We start from the raw sequence: 21,122 nt of genomic DNA on the forward strand, positions 1-21,122 counted from the left end.
ATGAATGCAAAAAAACCAATGCTTAAAATGGAGGGTGTGAGTAAGTCATTCCCTGGTGTTAAAGCACTAGATAATGTAAATATTACTGCTTATGGAGGAGAAGTTACTGCTTTAATGGGTGAAAATGGAGCAGGAAAATCAACTCTTATGAAAATACTAAGTGGAGTTTATACAAAGGATGAAGGTAAAATATATCTTCAAGGTGAAGAAGCAAATATTCACGGTATAAAATCAGCAGAAGAACTTGGAGTTACAATAATTCACCAAGAGCTTAGTATAATAAATAATTTAACAGTAGCTGAAAACATATTTTTAGGTAATGAAAAAGCTAATAAGTTTGGAAAAATAAATAAAAAACTTATGGTTGAAAGAAGTAAGATGTTTTTAGAGCAAATTGGATGTGCAGTTGATCCAAATGAACTTGCTGGAAATTTAAATGTTGGTGAAAAACAAATGGTTGAAATAGCTAAAGCATTAACAAAAAATGCAGCTATAATTATAATGGATGAGCCAACAACAGCACTTACAGAAGTTGAAACAAAAAATCTTTTTAAAGTAATAGAAAATTTAAAAAGTAAGGGACTTGCTATAATTTACATATCACATAGAATGGAAGAAATATTTGCAATATGCGATAGAGTTGAAGTTTTAAGAGATGGTAAGTATGCAGGAAATGCATTAATTAAAGATATAGATAATGATGATCTTATAACAATGATGGTTGGAAGAAAGATTGAAGATCAGTTTCCATACAGAGAAGTTAAAAAAGGAAATGTTATTTTAGATGTAAAAAATTTAAGCTCAAATGCAGGTGTAAAAGATGCAAACTTTGAAGTTAGAGAAGGTGAAATACTTGGAGTTGCAGGACTTATGGGTTCAGGAAGAACAGAGCTTGCAAAGACAATATTTGGTGCATATAAAAAGACAAATGGAACTATAAAAATAAATGGAAAAGAGCTTCATGGAAATAGTATAACAGAAGCAATAAAAAATGGTATATGTTATCTTTCAGAAGATAGAAAAAAGGAAGGATGTGTCCTTGGGCTATCTGTTTCAGATAATATGACTATATCAAATCTTGATAGTTATCAAAATAAATTATTTGTATTAGATAAGAAAAAAGAAGCATCTGATGTAAACGATTATATAAAAAAGATTAGAATAAAGACACCAAGTCCAGAACAATATATTAAAAACTTAAGTGGTGGTAATCAGCAAAAAGTTATTTTAGCTAAATGGCTTTTAACAAAACCAGAAGTTTTAATAATTGATGAGCCAACAAGAGGTATAGATGTTGGGGCTAAAAAGGAAATTTATGAATTATTAAATGAACTTAAGCAAAGTGGAAAAGCAATTATAATGATTTCTTCTGATATGCCAGAAGTACTTGGAATAAGTGATAGAATTCTTGTTATGAGTGAAGGAAAAATAACAGGAGAAGTAAGTAGAGAAGAAGCAACACAAGAAAAAATAATGAAATTAGCCGTTGGGATAAAGTAAAAATAAAAGTATAAAAGGAAATATAAATTTTTATTTTGAGAGGAGTTTTTAAAATGAAAGAAAACTACAAAGTATACTTAGACAAATATAAATCTTTAATAGGATTAGTATTATTATGTGTAATCATAACATGTGTAACACCAAAGTTTTTAAGTATAGCAAATATAACAAACGTATTTACACAAGTTTCAGTTAATGCAATTATAGCTGTTGGTATGACTTTCGTTATATTAACAGGAGGAATAGATTTATCTGTTGGTTCAACACTTGCAATTAGTGGAGCTCTTTCAGCATCAATAGTAAAATCAACTGGAAGTATTACTTTAGCAATTTTAGGTGCAGCAGTATGCGGTATTATTATTGGATTCATAAACGGTATTTTAATAGCAAAAGGAAAATTACAAGCATTTATAGCAACACTTGCAACTATGACAATATTTAGAGGAGTTACATTAGTATATACAGATGGAACACCAATATCAAAATTATCTGAAAGTTTTGCAAAAATAGGAAATGCAAAATTAGGATTTATACCAGTGCCAGTTATTATTACAATCGTTATAGCAATTATAGCAATATTTATATTATCACAAACTAAATTTGGTAGATATCTTTACGCTTTAGGTGGAAATGAAGAATCAGCAAAACTTTCAGGAATAAATACTGATAGAATTAAAATGATGACATATGTTGTTTCAGGATTTGTTTCAGCAATAGCTGGTGTAATTATTACAAGTAGAATAGGCTCTGCTTCACCAAATGCAGGAACAGGATTTGAACTTGATGCAATCGCAGCAGTGGTTATTGGAGGAACTTCACTTGCTGGTGGAGAAGGTAAAATTTCAGGAACAATAATCGGTGCATTAATAATTGGAGTATTAAATAATGGATTAAACTTAATGAACGTATCACCATTTTATCAATCAATCGTAAAAGGATTAGTTATATTAATAGCAGTATTATTAGATAAGAAAAGCAGAAAAAAATAATTTGATTTAAGGAGGGTAACATAATGAAAAGAAAAAAGAGATTAATCGCATTTATGCTAATTAGTATTTTCTTTGTAGGCTCCTTAACAGGCTGCATGAAAAAAGATAATGACAAGAAGATTGGGATGGTATTATCAACACTTAACAATCCATTCTTTATATCCATGAAGGAGGGTGCAGAAAAAGAAGCAAAGAAATTAGGATTCGAGCTTATAGTTCTTGATTCAACAAATGATCCTGCAAAGGAAAGATCAAATGTAGAGGATTTAATACAACTTGGTGTAGTAGCACTTTTAATAAACCCAACAGATAGTGATGCAGCTATTAAAACAGTTGAAGTTGCAAATAAAGCAAATGTTCCAGTAATAACACTAGATAGACAAGCAAATGGTGGAGTTGTTACAAGCCATATAGCATCAGATAATATAGTTGGTGGAGAAATGGCAGGGAAATATGTACTTGATCAATTTAAGGATAAAGATAAAATAAATATAGTTGAACTTCAAGGTATTCCAGGAGCTTCAGCTACAAGAGATAGAGGAAAAGGATTCCATAATGTATTAGATAAAGATAAGAAAGCTAATTTTATATCAATACAAGCAGCAGATTTTGATAGACAAAAAGGTCTTCAAGTAATGGAAAACATAATACAAAGAAATTCAGATATTCAAGTAGTATTTGCACATAATGATGAAATGGCACTTGGAGCGTCTAAAGCTATACAAGCAGCTGGACTTAATACTATGGTAATTGGATTTGATGGAAATGATGACGCAAAAAATGCAATAGAAGCTGGAACAATGAAAGCGACTATAGCTCAACAACCAGATGAAATCGGAGCACTTGGTGTTGAACTTGCAGCAAAAATATATAATGGAGAAAAAGTCGATAAAAATATAGCAGCAGATCTTAAAGTTTATACAAATCAAAATCAAAATTAGATTAAAAAATTAAAGAGCACTAAGCTAAAATCTAAAAAATAGAGATTTTGAGCTAGTGCTCTTTTTAAATGTATAAAAATTAATAAAGTATAAATTTAAGTTTATGAATAGTTATAAAGATTTTTTATATAATTATTTAGTTTAAAAGAGAAAGTAAATTTTAAAAATAAGAAATTAAATAGGGGCCTAGCAAGGATAATTTCTTTACAAATTATAAAAAAAAATATGGTATAATTTGTAGTATATAAATAATAATGAGGTGTAAAATGAGGAAGACAACTTTAGCAGACATAGCAAGAGAGGTTGAAGTTTCAAAAACAACTGTATCTATGGTGATTAATAATAAAGATGGAAATATATCAAAAGAAACAAGAGAGAAAATATTAAAAAAAGCAAAGGAACTTAATTATGTTCCAAATTTTTTAGCAAAAAGTTTAACTACTAATAAATCTTATAGTATAGGAGTTATAGTACCTGATATACAAAATCCATTTTTTAGTGAAATAGCAAAAGCAATAGAAAAAATAGCTGAAAAAAGTGGATATAGTATGGTGCTTTGTAATACTTTTAATAATAAAGAAAAAGAAGAAAATCATATAAATCTTTTAATGAGCAAATCAATTGATGGGATAATAATAGCTCCTGTTTCAGAAGAAATTGATGGGCTTAAAAAGCTTGAGGCAAATGGTGTTCCTTTTGTATTAGTAGATAGATTAATAAAAGATTATGAAAATGTAAATGGAGTATTTTGCAATAATAAAGAAGGAATAAAGCTAGGTGTTGATTTTCTTTATAAAAATAATAAAAGAAATATAGCTTTTATTATTGGAAACAGTAATCTTGAAACATCTAAAGAGAGACTTATAGGCTTTAATGAAAGAATGGAAGAACTCAATATATTAAATAAAGACATTATAATAAATGAGGATTATTCTATGGAAGGTGGATTTTCTGCAACAGAAAAATTAATGAGTAAAGAAAAAAATATAGATTCTATATTTTACAGTAGTGATGTTATGGCAATTGGGGGAATGAAATATTTACTTAGAAATGGATATAAAATTCCAGAAGACATAAGTATATTAGGCTTTGATAATATAAATATTTCATCATTTATAGAACCTGAACTTACAACAGTTGCACAACCTATATGGAAAATGGGAGAAGAGGCTATAAAACTTTTACTTAAGCTTATAAATAAGGAAAAAGTTTTAAATAAAACAATTGAATTAGAAGATTACTTAATAGAAAGAGCAACAGTTAAGTAAAGATATAGTTTTATTACAAATAGAATATTTATAGTAAAATTGGAATTTAAATGAAATATATTAATTAAAGGGTGCTTTAGTAATGTTTCTAAGGTGCCTATATTTATTTTAGATATTTATAATATTAAAGCAAAGATTAATTTAGTAGACCTATACAAGATAGAAGAAGGGTTGTATTATTATAATAGGGGATGGAATTATAAGGCTATAATAATTTTATTTGGTACATCAATTTTCCCTTTTGTAGGTAAATTTATTACTCCATTAAAGATTTTCTATGATAATTCTTATGTATTAGGATTATTTATTGCAATGTTAATTTATTTATTGGTACTAAAAATAAGTATTAATGCAAAAAAAGAGAGAGGTGTTTAATATGAATTTGTTAGTTAAAAATGGTACTATAGCAACAGCTAGTGATGTATATAAGGGAGATATATATATTGAGAATGGAATTATAAAAGAAATTGGGTTAAACCTTAATAAAGATGCAGAGAAAATTATAGATGCAGAAGGAAAATATGTAATCCCAGGTGGAGTAGATGTTCATACACATTTTAATTTAGATGTTGGAATTGCAGTAGCTAATGATGACTTTTATACTGGAACTATTGCAGCAGCCTGTGGTGGAACAACAACTATAGTAGATCATATGGGATTTGGGCCAAAGGGTTGTAATTTAAAGCATCAAGTTGATGTTTATCATGGATATGCTGATGGCAAAGCTGTAATCGACTACAGTTTTCATGGAGTAATTCAAAGTATAGATGAAAATATATTAGAGGAAATAGAAAGTATAGTTAATGATGAAGGAATATCAAGTTTTAAAATTTATTTAACTTATGATTATATGATTAATGATGAAGATGCATTAAAGGTACTTAAAAAATTAAAAGAATTAAATGGGGTAATGACAGTTCACTGTGAAAATCATGGAAGTATAAAATATTTAAGAGAAAAATTTGTAGAAGAAGGATTAAAGGCTCCTAAATTTCATCAATTAAGTAGACCGGTAGAAAGTGAAGGGGAAGCTGTTAATAGAATGATAAATATAGCAGAAATTGCAGGTGAAGGTCCACTTTATGTGGTTCATTTATCATCAAAGTTAGGTCTTAGCTATATAAAACTTGCAAGGGAAAGAGGGCAAAAGGTATACGCTGAAACATGTCCTCAATATTTAGTATTAGAAGACAGCCTTTATGATTTACCAAACAATGAAGGATTAAAATATATAATGAGTCCTCCACTTAGAAAAAAAGAAGATAGTGAAGCTTTATGGAAAGGAATTAAAGATGGATATATTCAAACAATAGCAACTGATCATTGTCCATTTGCATTTAATAAAGACAAGCAAATGGGAAAAGATGATTTCACAAAGTGTCCAAATGGAGCACCAGGTGTTGAAGAAAGAATTCCATTAATATTTTCAGAAGGAGTTATGAAAGATAGAATAAGTATAAATAAATTTGTTGATGTTTGTTCAACAAAGCCTGCAAAAATATTTGGACTTTATCCTAAAAAGGGAACAATTCAAGTTGGTTCAGATGGAGATTTAGTAATAATTGACCCAAATAAAGAAGTAATATTAAGCAGTAAAAATCTTCATTCAAATGTAGATTATTCAGCATATGAAGGAATAAAAGTAAAAGGATATCCTATATATACAATATCAAAAGGTAAAGTAATAGTTAAAGATAATAAATTTATTGGGAATATGGGAGATGGTAAGTTTATAAAACGTGGAAAATCAGATTGGAATGATTAATTAGAAAAAGTGCTATATACAAAATGTATATAGCACTTTTTTAGTGAATTTAATGGTAGTCCTTAGGGGAATTGAACCCCTGATTCCACCGTGAGAGGGTGGCGTCTTAACCGCTTGACCAAAGAACCTAAGAACAATTTCATTATAACACTTTGAAACTAAATAGTTAAATTTAATATATTTTCAAATTTTAGTAAATAACTATAAATAAACTTATATTGTATTAGAAGTTGAACATAACTATAAAAATACTTTCAAATAATCTTTAATACTATAATAGCCTTAAATTTATAATTATTTTTTAATTATATTGTGATTTACTTAAAAAAAGCTATGAAATAATTATTAATTATATGATGATTTCACATTATATTTATACAAAGTTTTATAATTGTTAAAATATTGAAAACAATATTAATGGTATAATTTAATAGTAAAAACAAATATTTCTAAGGGGGAGAAGTTTTATGAGAATCAAAAAAACGTTATCAATATTGATAGCTATTTGTTTGGTTGCTTTTGGTATTGTAGGGTGTTCAAGTAAACAAGATACATCAACTGAAAATAAACAAACAGATAAGAAAAGTGAAAAAACACTATTAGTATATAGTGGAGCAGGACTTAAAAAACCTATGGAACAAATTGCAAAGGATTTTGAAAAAGAAAAGGGAGTAAAGATAGAGTACATATTTGCAGGCTCAATGCAACTACTTAGTCAATTGGAAACTTCAGGAAAAGGTGATGTATTCATAGTAGGATCTCAAAAGGCTTATGATACAGCTAAAAAGAAAGATCTTGTTGGAGATAGTAAGCAAGTTGCATATCATACACCTGTTATAGTAACTAAAAAAGGAAATCCTAAACATATAGAAACATTAAAGGATCTTGAAAAGTCTGGTGTAAAGGTTATCTTAGGAGATGAAAAGTCTAATGCAATTGGACAAACAACTCAAAAAATTATAGAAAAAAATAAGTTAAATGGAATAAATAAAAATGTTGTAGCTAAAGTTGCAACAGTAAATGAAATTGTAACTCAAATTGTAGATGGTAAAGCAGATGCTGCAATAGCAACAAGAGATAGTGTATATAATAATGATAAAGTTTCTATTGTAGAAATACCAAAAGATCAAAATGTTGATCAAATACTACCTATAGGTGTAGTTAAAGCGTCTAAAGAAAAAGATTTAGCAACTGAATTTGTAAATTATGTTTCTTCAGATAAAGGCAAAAGTGTATTTAAAAAATACGGATTTAAACCAGTAAAATAAAATGATAAATAAAATATTTAAATTAGGGTTAATAACTTTATTAGTTTTAACCCTAATATTTACATTAACTCCTATATTATTTTTAGTAATAAGAGGAGCTTATACAATAAAACAGTGTATTTTATCTGAAGAAATAAGATTTGCATTTAAACTTAGTTTTAAAACATCAATAATATCAACAATAATATGTATGTTAGTTTCATTACCAGTAGCTTATACTCTTTCAAGGTTAGAATTTAAATTTAAAAAGATAGTATGTACAGTTTTATATATTCCAATGTCTCTTCCTCATTTAATACTTGGAATTGCATTACTTTTAGTTTGTGGTAATTCTTTTATAGGAAGATTTTTAGAAAGTATAGGAATAGATTTTGTATTTACTGTTAAAGGAATAATACTTGCACAAGTTTTCGTTAATATATCTTTTTCTATAAAAATGCTTAAAACAGCTATAGAAGGCTTGGATTTCAAACTAGAATTTGTTGCAAGAACACTTGGTTGTACAAAGGCTAAGTGTTTTTATAAAGTAATATTACCTTCAATAAAAAGAGATATACTTTCTACCTTGATAATAACATTTTCAAGAGCTATTGGTGAATTTGGAGCTGTAATGCTTTTAGTTGGAACTACAAGAATGAAAACAGAACTTCTTCCAACAGCTATATATTTAAATGTTGCAACTGGAGACATGGATATAGCAATTGGAGTTGCAACAATACTTATAATAGTATCAATTTTAACTATATTACCTTTTGAAATTTTAGAGGGGAAAAGTAATGCTAGAAATTAAAAATATAAACTTAAAATTAAATAGATTCTCTTTAAAAAATATAAATTTAAATATAAATGAGGGAGAATATTTTGTTATATTAGGTCAAAGTGGAAATGGCAAAACAGTTTTGTTAGAAACTTTAGCAGGTCTTTACAAAAATTTTTCAGGTGAAATCATATATAAAGGGAAAATAATTTCTAATATGGATATAGAAAAAAGAAAAATAGGATTTGTGTATCAAAAACATGAGCTTTTTCCTTTTTTAAATGTGGAAGATAATATAGCATTTGGATTAAAAGTAAGTGGATATAAAAAAAATTTAATAAAAGAAAAAGTACATGAGTATTTAAATATATTTAAAATAGAACATTTGAAAAAAAGATATCCTAAAAATTTAAGTGGTGGAGAAAGTCAAAGAGTAGCATTAGCTAGAGCATTAATAATAAATCCAGATATTTTACTTTTAGATGAACCATTAAGTGCTTTAGATAAAGTTACTAAAGATATACTAATAGAAGAAATAAAAGGGATAAAAAAATCTTTTAAAACAACTATTATTCATGTTACTCATGATATTAATGAAGCAATAGTACTAGCTGATAATATAGGAATTATGAAAAATGGAGAGCTAAAACATATTATGAGTATAGAAAAATTTAAAGAAAAATATGAAGAAGGTATTTATGAGAATCTTTTAAAGTAAGGTGATAATATGAATTTTTATAATGATATAAGAGAAAATTTTATTAAAATAATAGAAGAAAATAATTTGGATATAAATGAAGAAGTAATTTTAACGAAAAAACTAACTCCAAAAGAAGCAATAGGAAATCCAGATAGAGACGACTACCCAATACTTAAGGGAAAGGAAGTTTTATTAAATTCAAATTATAAGGGATTTATAGGGCAAGCCTATACAGATAATCCAAAAGATTTTAAAGGAACACTTGAAGATATTTTAAATCTAGACCTAAACGTAGAAGACAATTTACCAGTATTTATTGCTACATTAAATGCAGTACTTAGAAGTTTAAATCTTATAGATAATACTATTCACTGCAAAGATGATGAGCCAAAAGAATGTGCAAAAAAGATTTTAATGGAAATGAAAAAAAGTTATAAAGGGAAAAATATTGCTCTTATAGGTCTTCAACCAGGAATATTAAATGCATTAAGCAAAGAATTTAATGTTAGAGTACTTGATTTAAATGATGAAAACATAGGAAAAGAGAAATCAAATGTAATTATAGAACATGGTATAAATGATTTTTCAAAAGTTGTAAATTGGGCAGATATATTATTAGTTACAGGTAGTACAAGTTGTAATGGAACTATAACTAACTTCTTAAACATAAAAAAACCAATATATTTCTATGGTACATCAATATCTGGTATAGCATATATTATGGGATTAAATAGACTATGCTTTTGTTCAAAATAATACAGTAATAGTAGACCACCTATATTAAATAGGTGGTCTATTTTAGTGTATCAAAAGATACTGATAGTCAGTTGTTAATAAAGTTTTAAGTTTACCTATTTAACATTGATTGAATATATTAATACAAAGTATAATGAATTAACAAATTTATTAATTTATTGTAAAAAAATTAATAAATTTTCAAAATAAGGGGGGACATACAAATGAAAAAAATATCTAAACTAGGGCTGCTTTACATAATTATAATTAGTTTTGTAATAGCTTTACCTACGGAAATAGTCTATGGAAGTGAGGTTAAAAATACTAATGTATTAAAAGAAAATATACAATCTAATAAAGATAGTATAGACAATGGCATTTATAATTTAAATTACAATAGTAATGAAATTTTATCATCAAATGGGGACAAAATAGAAAGCTTTCCAAAAAAGGAAGGAAAAAAATTATCGGGTAAATTTATAGTAGTAAATCATGAAAAGAAAAACATATCTTCTAGAAGTGCTGATATATCTTTAATTGATGCAGTAAACGATAGAACATATCCAGGGGCAATCCAACTTGCAAATAGAGATTTAGTCCATAATAGACCAGATATAATAATAACAAAAAGAAGACCTATAACTATAAGTGTAGATTTACCAGGAATGGGAACAGAAAATAAAGTTGTAGTAAAAAATCCTACATATTCTAGTGTATCAGCTGGAATAGATAATTTAGTATCAAAATGGAATGAAAAATATTCAGGAACACATACACTTCCAGCAAGAACTCAATATTCAGAGTCAATGGTGTATAGTGAATCTCAACTTTCAACAGCACTTAAAGTTAATTGTAAGACAGTTAGTAGTTCACTTGGAATAGATTTTAGTGCAATAGCAAAAGGTCAAAAAACTGTAATGGTTGCATCATACAAGCAAATATTTTATACAGCAAGTGTTGATCTTCCAGATAGACCATCTGATTTATTTGGGGAAAATGTGACATTTAAAGATCTTCAAAATAAAGGTGTAAATAATGAAAATCCTCCAGCTTTAGTTTCAAATGTTTCATATGGAAGAACTATATTTGTAAAATTAGAATCTACATCAAAAAGTAAAAATATAAAAGCTGCATTTAAAGCATTACTTAAAAATGGAAGTGTAGAAAATAATTCAGAGTACAAAGATGTTTTAAATCAAAGTACATTTACTGCTGTGGTACTTGGTGGTGATTCAAAAGAACATAATAAAATAATTACTAATGATTTTAATGAAATAAAGAATGTTATAAAATCAAATGCAGAAATGAGTGCAAAAAATCCAGGATATCCAATATCATATACTAGCGTATTTTTAAAAGATAATAAAATAGCTACAATTAATAGTAAAACAGATTATGTAGAAACTACATCAACTGAATATTCAAGTGGAAAAATTGCTTTAAACCACAGCGGTGCATATGTTGCAAAGTTTTATGTAACTTGGGATGAGGTTTCATATGACAAGGATGGAAATGAAGTTTTAAAACATAAATCTTGGGATGAAAATGGATATAATAGAACAGCTCACTTTTATACTGAAATTCCACTAGATGGTAATGCAAGAAATATACAAGTTAAGGCTTATGAATGTACAGGCCTTGCTTGGGAGTGGTGGAGAAAGGTATTTGATGAAAAAAATGTTCCTTTAACAAAGAAAAGTACTTTTTCAATTTGGGGAACAACTCTTTATCCAGCAAAAAGTATAGAAGTTGAAGTTTAATTTAAATAAATAAATTTTAGGCACTGACCAAATAGGTTGGTGTCTTTTTTAATAATTCAATAATAATTTTTAATCTTTTAATTAAAGTACTTATGGGAAGTTTTATATATTAAAAGTAAGATATTTATGCAAGGATGAAATAAGGTTATATATAAATTAAATGTATGAAAGCTAAAAAATACTATATTTTAAATGAATAGTATATTTTTAAAATTAATAACATTAAATAATTATAACAATATAATAGTATTGATAAAAATTTCGGTAATGGGAGGATAAGATTGAAAAGGGTATGTATATCAATATTAATTTTAATAATTTCATTTGTAACAGTAGGGTGTAGCAAAGAAAAAGAAGATAATTTAGAAAAAATAAGAACTGAAATAAAAGAAGAACTAAAAGTTGAATTTGATAAGGAAAAAGAAAAAATACAAGAAGATTTTTATAAAGAAAAAGAAAAATTACAAGAAAACTTAGAAGAGAAAATTAGAAAAGAAATAGAAGAAAAAAATAAAAATGAATTAAATAAGCCTGGTAATATAGCTCAAAGTAAAGAAGAAAATAGTAATGAGAAAAAATTAGATGAAGCATTTAAGAAACAATATTTTTTAAAAAAAGATAGTGAAGGTAGAGATTTATTTCAAAAAGATCAAACACTTGATTCACTTTTAAAGAATAATTTAAATATTCCATATAAATATCAACCTTTTTTAGATCAAAAAGGAAATAAAGGAATATCCATAAAGATTTGTTTTAAGGACTTAGGTGGTTCTGATGAATATTATAAAGAGTCAAGAAACTTTCTTAATATAATGCATAATTTTAGATTAGATAGCGGAGCTGATATACAATCTTTATATATTTATAACTTAGATAATTCAGCAAATATGATTTATGAGTGGTATGGAGGAAGTATTGGATTTAAACATACTGGATAACATTTATAAAAGAAAATCAAATAAGATTAAGAATCAAAGAATTTAAATTTTAAAATTATATATGTATTATTATAGACAATTTTAAAAAAATAAATATTAAACAGAAATAGTAGATAAATTAAATATCTACTATTTTTAGTTTTTTTACTAAATGCATATTTATTAAATATAATAAATATTTTTAAAGGTAGGGTTTGTATATAAAAAAATAATTTGTTAATATTCATAAGAAATTGTAATGGAATTATGGTTAGATCTTAAATTAGATTATAAAGAAAATTTATTTAAATTATTTTTATTTAATAAATAGATTAAAAGTCAGTAAAAATAATGATTTTTTTGACGAAATTTAATTATTATATTTTAAATATAAATATAAATTTTTATATTATTAAAAAAAATTAAAAATTTATGTTGCATTATAAAAATAAAGTATGATATATTATTAACGAACAAGTTAGTTGTACATACAAATGAAGAAGTGTAAAACATACTTTTATAACATTTAAACGATTAACTTTTTTAAAATTACTAGTGATTTTTTATTAAAAAAATAAAACCCTTAAATTTTAATGACAAATAATAAACAAAGAAATTTATTTTTGAAGGATGAAGAGTGAGATGACAAAAGAAAATATGAAAAATAAGGACAGGCTTACAGCTAAAGATTATTTAAATAAAATATTAGCAGGTACAGCTACAGGAATAGTTGTTGGATTAATTCCAAATGCAATTTTAGGATCAATTTTTAAAGGACTTATAGGAGTTTCTCCTATGTTTTTAACTCTTTACAATGCAGTAAATATAATGCAATTTGTAGTTCCTATATTAGTTGGAGTTTTAGTAGGATTACAGTTTAACTTTAATGCAATGCAATCTGTAATAGTTGGTTGTGCAGTATTTTTAGGATCAGGTGCTTTTAAAGTAACAGAATCTGGCGTTATGCTTGTTGGAATTGGTGATTTAATAAATATAATGTTAGTTTCATGTATTGCAGTTATAGTAATAAGAGCAATTGGTGATAAACTTGGTTCTTTAACAATTCTTTTATTACCAATCATAGCAGGTGCAGGTGTTGGTGTTATTGGTATGCTTATGTTGCCATATGTTAGAGAGATAACTATTGGAATAGGCGCAGTTATGAATAAATTTACAACACTACAACCTTTATTAATGTGTATATTAATTAGCGTATCATTTGCAATTTTAATAATATCTCCAATATCTACTGTAGCTATTGGTATAGCTATTGGTATAACAGGATTAGGAGCAGGAGCAGCAGCAATTGGAGTTGCAGCTTGTACAGCAGTATTAGTAATTGGTTCAAGAAGAATAAATCAAAGTGGAGTTACTTTATCAGTTTTACTTGGTGCTATGAAGATGATGATGCCAAACTTAGTTAAATACCCTATAATAGCAGTTCCTATAATAGCAAATGGAATACTTTGTGGAATAGGTGGATATTTATTTAACATACTTGGTACTCCAAATAGTGCAGGATTTGGTTTAGTTGGTTTAGTTGGACCACTTGCAGCTATTAATGGATCAACAGCAAGCGTTGGACTTGCCATAGCAAGTGCAGTTATAGCATTTATAGTTATACCATTTGTTGGTGCATTTTTAATTGATTTATTCTGCAGAAAAGTTTTAAAACTATACGATGATAATATTTTTAAATATATTTAATTAACAATATATAAAATAAGGAGAGTGTTCTAAATGAAAATAGGAATTATTGGAGCAGGAGCTATGGGCTCACGTTTTGGATATATGTTACAAAAAGCAGGAAACGATGTATTTTTAGTTGATGGTTGGAAAGATCACGTTGATGCTATAAATAAAGAAGGACTTTTAATTGAAGAAAATGGGGAAACAAAAAAGGTAAAAATACCTGCAATGCTTCCTGAAGATGCAAAAGAAGTTCCAGAATTAATGGTTTTATTTACAAAATCAATGGGATTAAAACCTATGTTAGAATCAATTAAAGGTATTATTGGAGAAAATACAAAAGTATTATGTTTATTAAATGGATTAGGACATAATGAAACTATTGCTGAATATGTTGATATGAAGAATATCCTTATGGGAGTTACTCTATGGACAGCTGGGCTTAAAGGACCAGGCCATGTACTTTTAACAGGAGATGGAAGTTTAGAGGTTCAAAATTTAGATCCTAAAATGGAAGTTGAAGCTAAAGAAATATGTAATGTATTAAATAATGCTGGATTAAAAGCTCACTATAGTGAAGATGTAATTTTCTCAATTTGGAGAAAAGCTTGCGTAAATGCTACATTAAATAGTACTTGTACAATATTAGATTGTAATATAAAAGAATTTGGTGAATTAAAAGAATCTAGTGTATTAATTAGAAAGATAATTGAAGAGTTTTCAAAAGTAGCTAAAACTTATGGAGTAGAATTAAACGTTGAAGAGGTTGCAAGAGGAATTGAAGCAATATATGACCCAAGTCAAGCTGGAGCTCATTATCCTTCAATGCACCAAGATTTAATACAAAATCATCGTTTAACTGAAATAGATTATATTAATGGATATGTTTCAAGAAAAGGTAAAGAACTTAATATAGATACACCATATAATGATTTATTAACATCATTAGTTCATTCAAAGGAACAATTACTTATAAAATAAAAATACTTAAAAGGAAGTTTAGTTTAAACTTCCTTTATTTTTGTAGTTAAATGTAAAAAATTGTGTGAATAGTTGCAAATTTTAGCATTTATCTTTAATATAGATATTATATTATTTCATACTGGAGGAAAAAATGCTAGAACAAAATTTCTGTGGATGTTTATTTTTCACTGCAACTAGATTAAAAAAAATAGCAGCAAACATAGCTGACGAAGAATTAAAGCCTTTAGGTTTATCACCTTCTTACGTATATATTTTACTTGGGGTTAAATTTAAGCCAGGCATTACTCAAAAGGAATTATGTGAAGAGCTTCATTTAAAACCATCTACAATAACAAGGTTAATTGATAAACTTGTTATAAATGGTTTAGTTGAAAGAAGATCTGAAGGAAAATTATCTCATATATTCTTAACCGAAAAGGGAGAAGAAATACAAGAGGATATATCCAAATATAGATTGAAATTACATAATAAATATAAAGAATTATTAGGTGAAGAAAATTATAAATTTTTAACTGAGCTTACAAATGATTCAGCAAGAATATTAGAAGAGAATTAAAATATTTCAAATTTTTAAAGTTTTACTTTTAATAAAAGTAAATTTAAGCCACTTATTTTAGGATAAGTGGCTTAAATTTATTTAACTTCTACTTTAAAAAAATATTTTTAATTAAATTTATTAAAAGAAATTATGATGATAATAATCATGATAAAAATATTTATTTTAATAATTGTGTCATTGCAAAAATTATTGGTTCTATATAATTTAATATTCATATAAGTAGATATTTTTATATAGTGTGAGCTTGGCATCAATAAATAATATTTAAGAGTATTAACTTTAAAAAGAGTTAGTGTTTTTTATTTATATAGGAAATTAAGTTTGGAATAATTGGAATTTTATTGATAAAATTGTATAATTATCTTGTATAAAATGTTAAATAGAAAGTGTGATTTAAGTGAGTAAATATAATAATGACAGTATATGTCCAGTTTGTGGATCAAATAAAGTAATAAAAATAATATATGGACTTCCAAATGAAGAAGGAATAAAAGAGTATGAAAAAGGAAATATAGAACTTGGTGGATGTGAGGTTGCAGATGATGATCCTAATCGTAAATGTAAAGATTGTGGATCAACTTGGGAAGAAATAGAACTTACATTTAAAGAAAAGTAAAGAAAAGCTTAAGTTATATAAAGATGAAAGAGGCGAATGTAAAGGAATAGTGGAAAAGATTAAGTTAATAAGTGAAATATTTTAAGGGTATCTTTAACTTATAATATAACAAAAGATAAGATTTAATAGTAGAGAGGATTTATTAATATGAGTTTAGTAAAGAATAAAAATGCAGGCATGGTAAAAATAACAAAAGGTGAAACGAAGAGAAAGCCTTATCCTCACCAAATTGAAGCTATGAAAGCATTAAGCGCTGAAGTAGAAAATAAAGAAGATTATAAAGGTCTTTTGGTGCTTCCGACAGGTGGAGGTAAAACTTTAACAGCTGTCCAATGGATATTAAAAAATGCAATAAATAAAAAAAGTAAAGTTTTATGGATAGCACATAGGCATGAACTTTTGGATCAAGCCTTAAAATCATTTATAGATAATAGTTATAGTAATTTAGTTCCTAATAGAACTTTTTACAATTACAGAATAATATCAGGAAAGAATGATAGACCAGTAAATATAAAAAGTTATGATGATATTATAATAGCAAGTAAAGATAGCTTAAGAAGTGGAATAAAATATTTAATAAAAAATTGGGTTAAAGTTTCAAAGGAAGATATTTTTATTGTTGTAGATGAAGCACATCATGCAGTTGCTAAAGGGTATGTAAAAATATTAAAAGAAGTAGAAAAAGAAGCAAAAGGAAAAGTAAGAATTATAGGTCTTACAGCAACACCTTTTAGAACATCAGAAGATGAAAAAGGTGCTTTAAAGAAAATATTTAAAGATGATATTACATATGGAATTGATTTAAGGAAGCTTATAAATACAGAAATATTATCACAGCCAATATTTATAGAAGAAAAAACAAAAATAGATATGTCACTAGATTTATCTTTAAAACAATTAAATTTTATAAAAAACAGTGATGTACTTCCAGAGAATATAGCAAAATTTATAGCAGAAAATAAAGATAGAAATAGATTTATAGTAGATCATTACATAAAAAATAAGGACAAGTATGGAAAAACAATAGTTTTTGCAGTAAATCAAATGAATGCAATAGCATTAAAAAGTATTTTTGAAAAGTATGGAGTAAAAGCAGATTATGTTATATCAGGATTAAAGTCAGGTGGAACCTTAGTTTCTATAAGTAATGAAGAAAAAGATAGAATAATAAAAGATTTTAAAGATGGAATGTTAGATGTATTAATAAATGTAAATATATTAACAGAAGGAACAGATATACCAAATACACAAACAGTATTTTTAGCAAGACAGACTACATCTTCCATACTTATGACTCAAATGATTGGAAGAGCGTTAAGAGGGAAAAAAGCAGGTGGAACAGAAAAAGCTTATGTAGTTAGTTTTGTAGATGATTGGAAAGATAAAATTTCTTGGGTAAATCCAAAAATATTAATTGAAAGTAATTACAATGATGATATAAATAATCCAAAAGAGAGAAATAAAAATATAGTTAGATTAATTGCACTAAAGAAAATAGAAGAGTTTGCAAAAATAATAGATAACACAGTAAATACAGAAGCTTTAGAAGACTTACCTTTTATAGAAAGAATTCCAGTTGGAATATATTCCTTTAGTATTTTATTAAATAGTACTAATGATGAACATAATGAAAAGATATGTGACATATTAGTTTATGATTGTTTTAAGAATGATTTAGAAAGTCTTATAAATAATTTAAATAATATTTTTAAAGAATGTAATGTAGAAGAAAAAGAATATTTAAATGATATAGAAGTAAATAAACTTTATAATTTAGCAAAAAGTAAATATTTAAAAGGGTCAGATACTTCAATAGCTTGCAATGAAGATGATATAAAAGATATTATAATTTATTATTCTCAAACAGGGGAAAAGCCTAAATTTATGCCTTTAGAAGAAAGAGAAAAATTTGATATATCAAAAATAGCTAAAGAAATATATGATAAAGACTTAGGAGAAAGAGCTAAGCGTAAGTATATTAATGAGTTATGGGAAGATGAAAATAACTTTTTAAAATTATTCTTTAATGGAAATGAAAGATTATTATATGACATGGTAAACAAAGAAATATCAAAAATAAGTTTTGGTATTGACGAAGAATGTATAGATACTATAGAAGTAAACTATGAAGATGTAGATGAAAGAACATTAGATTTAAATAAATTAGAAGAAGAAAATCCAGATAAAGCAAGCGAATTAAGAGAAGCTGTTTTTAATAAATTCAAAGATAAAGATGGATATTATCATTCAGCTATAAGTGATTATAAAAGTAAAAATAAAGTTATTTTTCAAATAGATCATATAGTTCCTATATCAGAAGGTGGTCTTACTGAACTTAGTAATCTTCAGCTACTTACTAGATGGGAAAATATGAAGAAGAGTAATTCTTTAGATTATAATACAGAAGAAAAAGATGTTGATATTGCTTCTGATGAAATAATTAAAGATAAAAATTCAAATGAAAGCAATAAAGTAGTTAAAGGATATAATTTATTAGATTTAAACAATAGGAAGGTTAGATTAATATATAAGAAAAATGCTCGTAAACTTAAAAAGATATTACTTAAAGATACAATAAATAAAGAAATAGAATTAACTTTTGATAAGTTAAATGCTTATATAAAAATTGATTCTTTAGCTGAAACAGAAGCTAATGGAACTATGAAAGATATATATTTATTAAATGATCAAATAGAAGAAAATAAACTTTGTTTCACAATTGATGATAAAAACTATAATTTATTTTTGAGTATAGGAGATTGGGGATATGATTATAGAATTAATGATGTTCATATAGTACTTGGAACAAATTATAAGTTTGGAAAATTCTTTTCTCAATTAGAATTATCACAGGCATTAGAAGATGATAAATATATTTATATAATGAAAAATTTAACTAAATTGGCTGGTGAAGGTGCTATATCAAGATTAAATAAAGGATTGGGATCTAATAAAGAAGCTAAGAGAAAGAGAAGAGATGAATTAGCTGAAAGACTTAATTTTGATATTATAAATTATGATAACAATGATTGGATTTGTATATCTAAAATAGATAAAGAAAAATTAGAAAATGAAGAGAATAGCAGTGATATATTATATGGTTTTCTAAATAATTTTATAAAATATTCTTTTGCTATAGAGGAGATAATCTTAGATTAAATTTTAGTATATGATAAAAAATTAATTTTTAAATAATATATTTTAATTTATAAAATGGGGGAAATAAAATGAACAAGAAGATAATTACGACAATTATAACAGTTATATTAGCAACAAGTGTTTTATATGGCTGTGGAAATTCAACTGCTAAGAAAGCAGTTGAAGAAGGGAAAATAGCAATTGCATCTAGTGAGTATGATAAAGCTAAAAATTTATTTAAACTAGCAATCGACGAGGGTGGTGGAACAGAAAATAAAGAAACTTATGATATATTAAATGGATATTTAGAAGCAGAGAAAGAGTATAAAGATGGAAATTATGATAAAGCATTAGAATTATTGAATAATATAAAAGAAGTTGGAGATTATCAAAATTTAAATAATGATATTAAAAATTTACATAAAAATATAGAAGATAAAGAAAAAATAGATAAAGAATATAATGATAATATTAAAAAAATAAAAGGATTAATAAAAGAAGGAGCATTAAATAAAGCAAAAGAATTAGTAGATAATATTGATATAAAAAATTTATCAGATAAACAAAAATCAGAAGTTAATAATATAAAAGATGAAATTACAAAAAAACAGGAAGAATTAAAAAAGCAAGAGCAGAAAAAAGCTGAAGAAACAAAGAAAAAAGAAAATTCTAAAAAAGAAGATATTGTAAATACGGGGTTAGAAATAATACATTCTAAGGGATTTAAAAATGTTGTTTATGAAGGAGTAGTAAAACAAAACTTTAATATTCCAGAAATGAATAATAAACCTTTATATCATTATATTCCAAAAGATGAGTTTTCAGGACCACAAGAATTTTATTATGATGCAATAAATAATAAGGTATATATGATAAATCAAGGAATGGTATTTATTGTAAATGAAAATTATAAAAATGTTACTCCAAAGGATGGAAATAATAGTTATGAAAATGCAGAAGATTATAGAAAAATGTTATTAGAAGAAAATAAATAAATTATATTTAAATAAACCTGCAAAGATTTAATGCAGGTTTATTTTTGTAAGTTAAACATTAAGATGAAATATATAACTTACATATAATTAGCAGAGTATTAATGAAATAATATTTGTTGAGAAAATAAGTAGTTTTTATAATAATCTAGTTTGAATTAGATAAAAGATTTTATGGTATAATTTTCTTATAAAACAAGTTTAAGGGGAAGATAAAATAGATGGAAGAGTTAATTAAAAGAATATTGAAATTTAGAGATGATAGAGATTGGAGTCAGTTTCATACTCCGGAAAATTTAGCGAAAGCAATATCTATAGAATCAGCAGAATTATTAGAAAACTTTTTATGGGATTCAAAATTTAATAAAGAAAACGTAGAAGAAGAACTTGCAGATGTAATGATATATTGCTTAATGATGGCAGATAGATTAGATGTGGATATAATTAATATTATGAATGCAAAAATAGATAAAAATGAAAAAAAATATCCTGTGGAAAAATCAAAGGGAAATTCAAAAAAATATACAGAATTATAATGCAAAAC

At 25.9% G+C, this 21,122-nt stretch carries 18 protein-coding genes and 1 tRNA gene; 18 read left to right on the top strand and 1 reads right to left on the bottom strand.

The annotated features are described in order from the left end of the window. The 5 genes from O212_RS0107370 to hydA all read left to right on the top strand — a co-directional run bounded on the left by O212_RS0107370 (position 1) and on the right by hydA (position 6,463). Entirely contained in the window at positions 1-1,500 is a 1,500-nt protein-coding gene (locus O212_RS0107370; protein ID WP_024614478.1) for a sugar ABC transporter ATP-binding protein, read from the top strand. A gap of 53 nt (positions 1,501-1,553) precedes the next feature. Then, the gene (locus O212_RS0107375; RefSeq protein ID WP_024614479.1) at positions 1,554-2,489 is read left to right on the top strand and encodes a hypothetical protein; all 936 of its coding nucleotides are present in this window, start codon (positions 1,554-1,556) and stop codon (positions 2,487-2,489) included. 23 nt (positions 2,490-2,512) lie between these two features. Then, positions 2,513-3,430 carry a ribose ABC transporter substrate-binding protein RbsB gene (gene rbsB / locus O212_RS0107380; protein ID WP_024614480.1) on the top strand — a complete coding sequence of 306 codons (918 nt, stop codon included), beginning with the start codon at positions 2,513-2,515 and terminating at the stop codon, positions 3,428-3,430. 266 nt (positions 3,431-3,696) lie between these two features. Beyond that, positions 3,697-4,698, top strand: a complete 1,002-nt coding sequence (locus O212_RS0107385) for a LacI family DNA-binding transcriptional regulator (RefSeq protein ID WP_024614481.1) — start codon at positions 3,697-3,699, stop codon at positions 4,696-4,698. A 376-nt stretch (positions 4,699-5,074) separates the two neighbouring features. Beyond that, complete coding sequence (gene hydA / locus O212_RS0107395; RefSeq protein WP_024614483.1) at positions 5,075-6,463, top strand: dihydropyrimidinase; 1,389 nt, start codon at positions 5,075-5,077, stop codon at positions 6,461-6,463. 53 nt (positions 6,464-6,516) lie between these two features. On the opposite strand, the gene O212_RS0107400 is transcribed toward hydA, so the two are convergent. Further along, positions 6,517-6,591 (bottom strand) — tRNA-Glu (locus tag O212_RS0107400). Between the two features lie 339 nt (positions 6,592-6,930). Here O212_RS0107400 and modA point away from each other — a divergent pair. The 13 genes from modA (at position 6,931) to O212_RS0107465 (ending at position 21,114) form a co-directional block, all read left to right on the top strand. Beyond that, on the top strand, positions 6,931-7,731 hold the full coding sequence (gene modA / locus O212_RS0107405) for a molybdate ABC transporter substrate-binding protein (RefSeq protein WP_035279301.1): 801 nt from the start codon (positions 6,931-6,933) through the stop codon (positions 7,729-7,731). 1 nt (position 7,732) lies between these two features. Next, positions 7,733-8,521 (top strand): ABC transporter permease, encoded by a 789-nt coding sequence (locus O212_RS0107410; protein WP_024614485.1) that lies wholly within the window; start codon positions 7,733-7,735, stop codon positions 8,519-8,521. Continuing rightward, on the top strand, positions 8,508-9,206 hold the full coding sequence (locus O212_RS0107415; RefSeq protein ID WP_024614486.1) for an ATP-binding cassette domain-containing protein: 699 nt from the start codon (positions 8,508-8,510) through the stop codon (positions 9,204-9,206). Before O212_RS0107410 ends, O212_RS0107415 begins: the two co-directional genes overlap by 14 nt. A gap of 9 nt (positions 9,207-9,215) precedes the next feature. After that, on the top strand, positions 9,216-9,944 hold the full coding sequence (locus tag O212_RS0107420) for a DUF364 domain-containing protein (RefSeq protein ID WP_024614487.1): 729 nt from the start codon (positions 9,216-9,218) through the stop codon (positions 9,942-9,944). A gap of 203 nt (positions 9,945-10,147) precedes the next feature. Continuing rightward, positions 10,148-11,683: a thiol-activated cytolysin family protein gene (locus tag O212_RS0107425; protein ID WP_029699243.1), complete on the top strand. Its 1,536-nt coding sequence runs from the start codon at positions 10,148-10,150 to the stop codon at positions 11,681-11,683. A 281-nt stretch (positions 11,684-11,964) separates the two neighbouring features. Then, positions 11,965-12,621: a hypothetical protein gene (locus O212_RS0107430; protein ID WP_024614489.1), complete on the top strand. Its 657-nt coding sequence runs from the start codon at positions 11,965-11,967 to the stop codon at positions 12,619-12,621. Between the two features lie 621 nt (positions 12,622-13,242). Continuing rightward, positions 13,243-14,307, top strand: coding sequence for a PTS sugar transporter subunit IIC (locus tag O212_RS0107435; protein WP_024614490.1), 1,065 nt, complete (start codon positions 13,243-13,245; stop codon positions 14,305-14,307). Positions 14,308-14,340: 33 nt separating this feature from the next. Further along, positions 14,341-15,270: a 2-dehydropantoate 2-reductase gene (locus O212_RS0107440; protein WP_024614491.1), complete on the top strand. Its 930-nt coding sequence runs from the start codon at positions 14,341-14,343 to the stop codon at positions 15,268-15,270. A gap of 133 nt (positions 15,271-15,403) precedes the next feature. Beyond that, entirely contained in the window at positions 15,404-15,829 is a 426-nt protein-coding gene (locus O212_RS0107445; RefSeq protein WP_024614492.1) for a MarR family transcriptional regulator, read from the top strand. 400 nt (positions 15,830-16,229) lie between these two features. Then, positions 16,230-16,448, top strand: a complete 219-nt coding sequence (locus O212_RS0107450; RefSeq protein WP_024614493.1) for a hypothetical protein — start codon at positions 16,230-16,232, stop codon at positions 16,446-16,448. A 147-nt stretch (positions 16,449-16,595) separates the two neighbouring features. Beyond that, positions 16,596-19,607 (top strand): DEAD/DEAH box helicase family protein, encoded by a 3,012-nt coding sequence (locus O212_RS0107455; RefSeq protein WP_024614494.1) that lies wholly within the window; start codon positions 16,596-16,598, stop codon positions 19,605-19,607. A gap of 68 nt (positions 19,608-19,675) precedes the next feature. Further along, positions 19,676-20,581 carry a hypothetical protein gene (locus O212_RS0107460; protein WP_024614495.1) on the top strand — a complete coding sequence of 302 codons (906 nt, stop codon included), beginning with the start codon at positions 19,676-19,678 and terminating at the stop codon, positions 20,579-20,581. 218 nt (positions 20,582-20,799) lie between these two features. Further along, a complete protein-coding gene (locus O212_RS0107465; RefSeq protein WP_024614496.1) occupies positions 20,800-21,114 on the top strand; it encodes a nucleotide pyrophosphohydrolase in 315 nt (104 codons plus the stop codon). Positions 21,115-21,122 lie beyond the last annotated feature (8 nt).

Origin of the sequence: Clostridium sp. Ade.TY, from assembly GCF_000498355.1 — a bacterium.
GTDB lineage: Bacteria > Bacillota > Clostridia > Clostridiales > Clostridiaceae > Clostridium.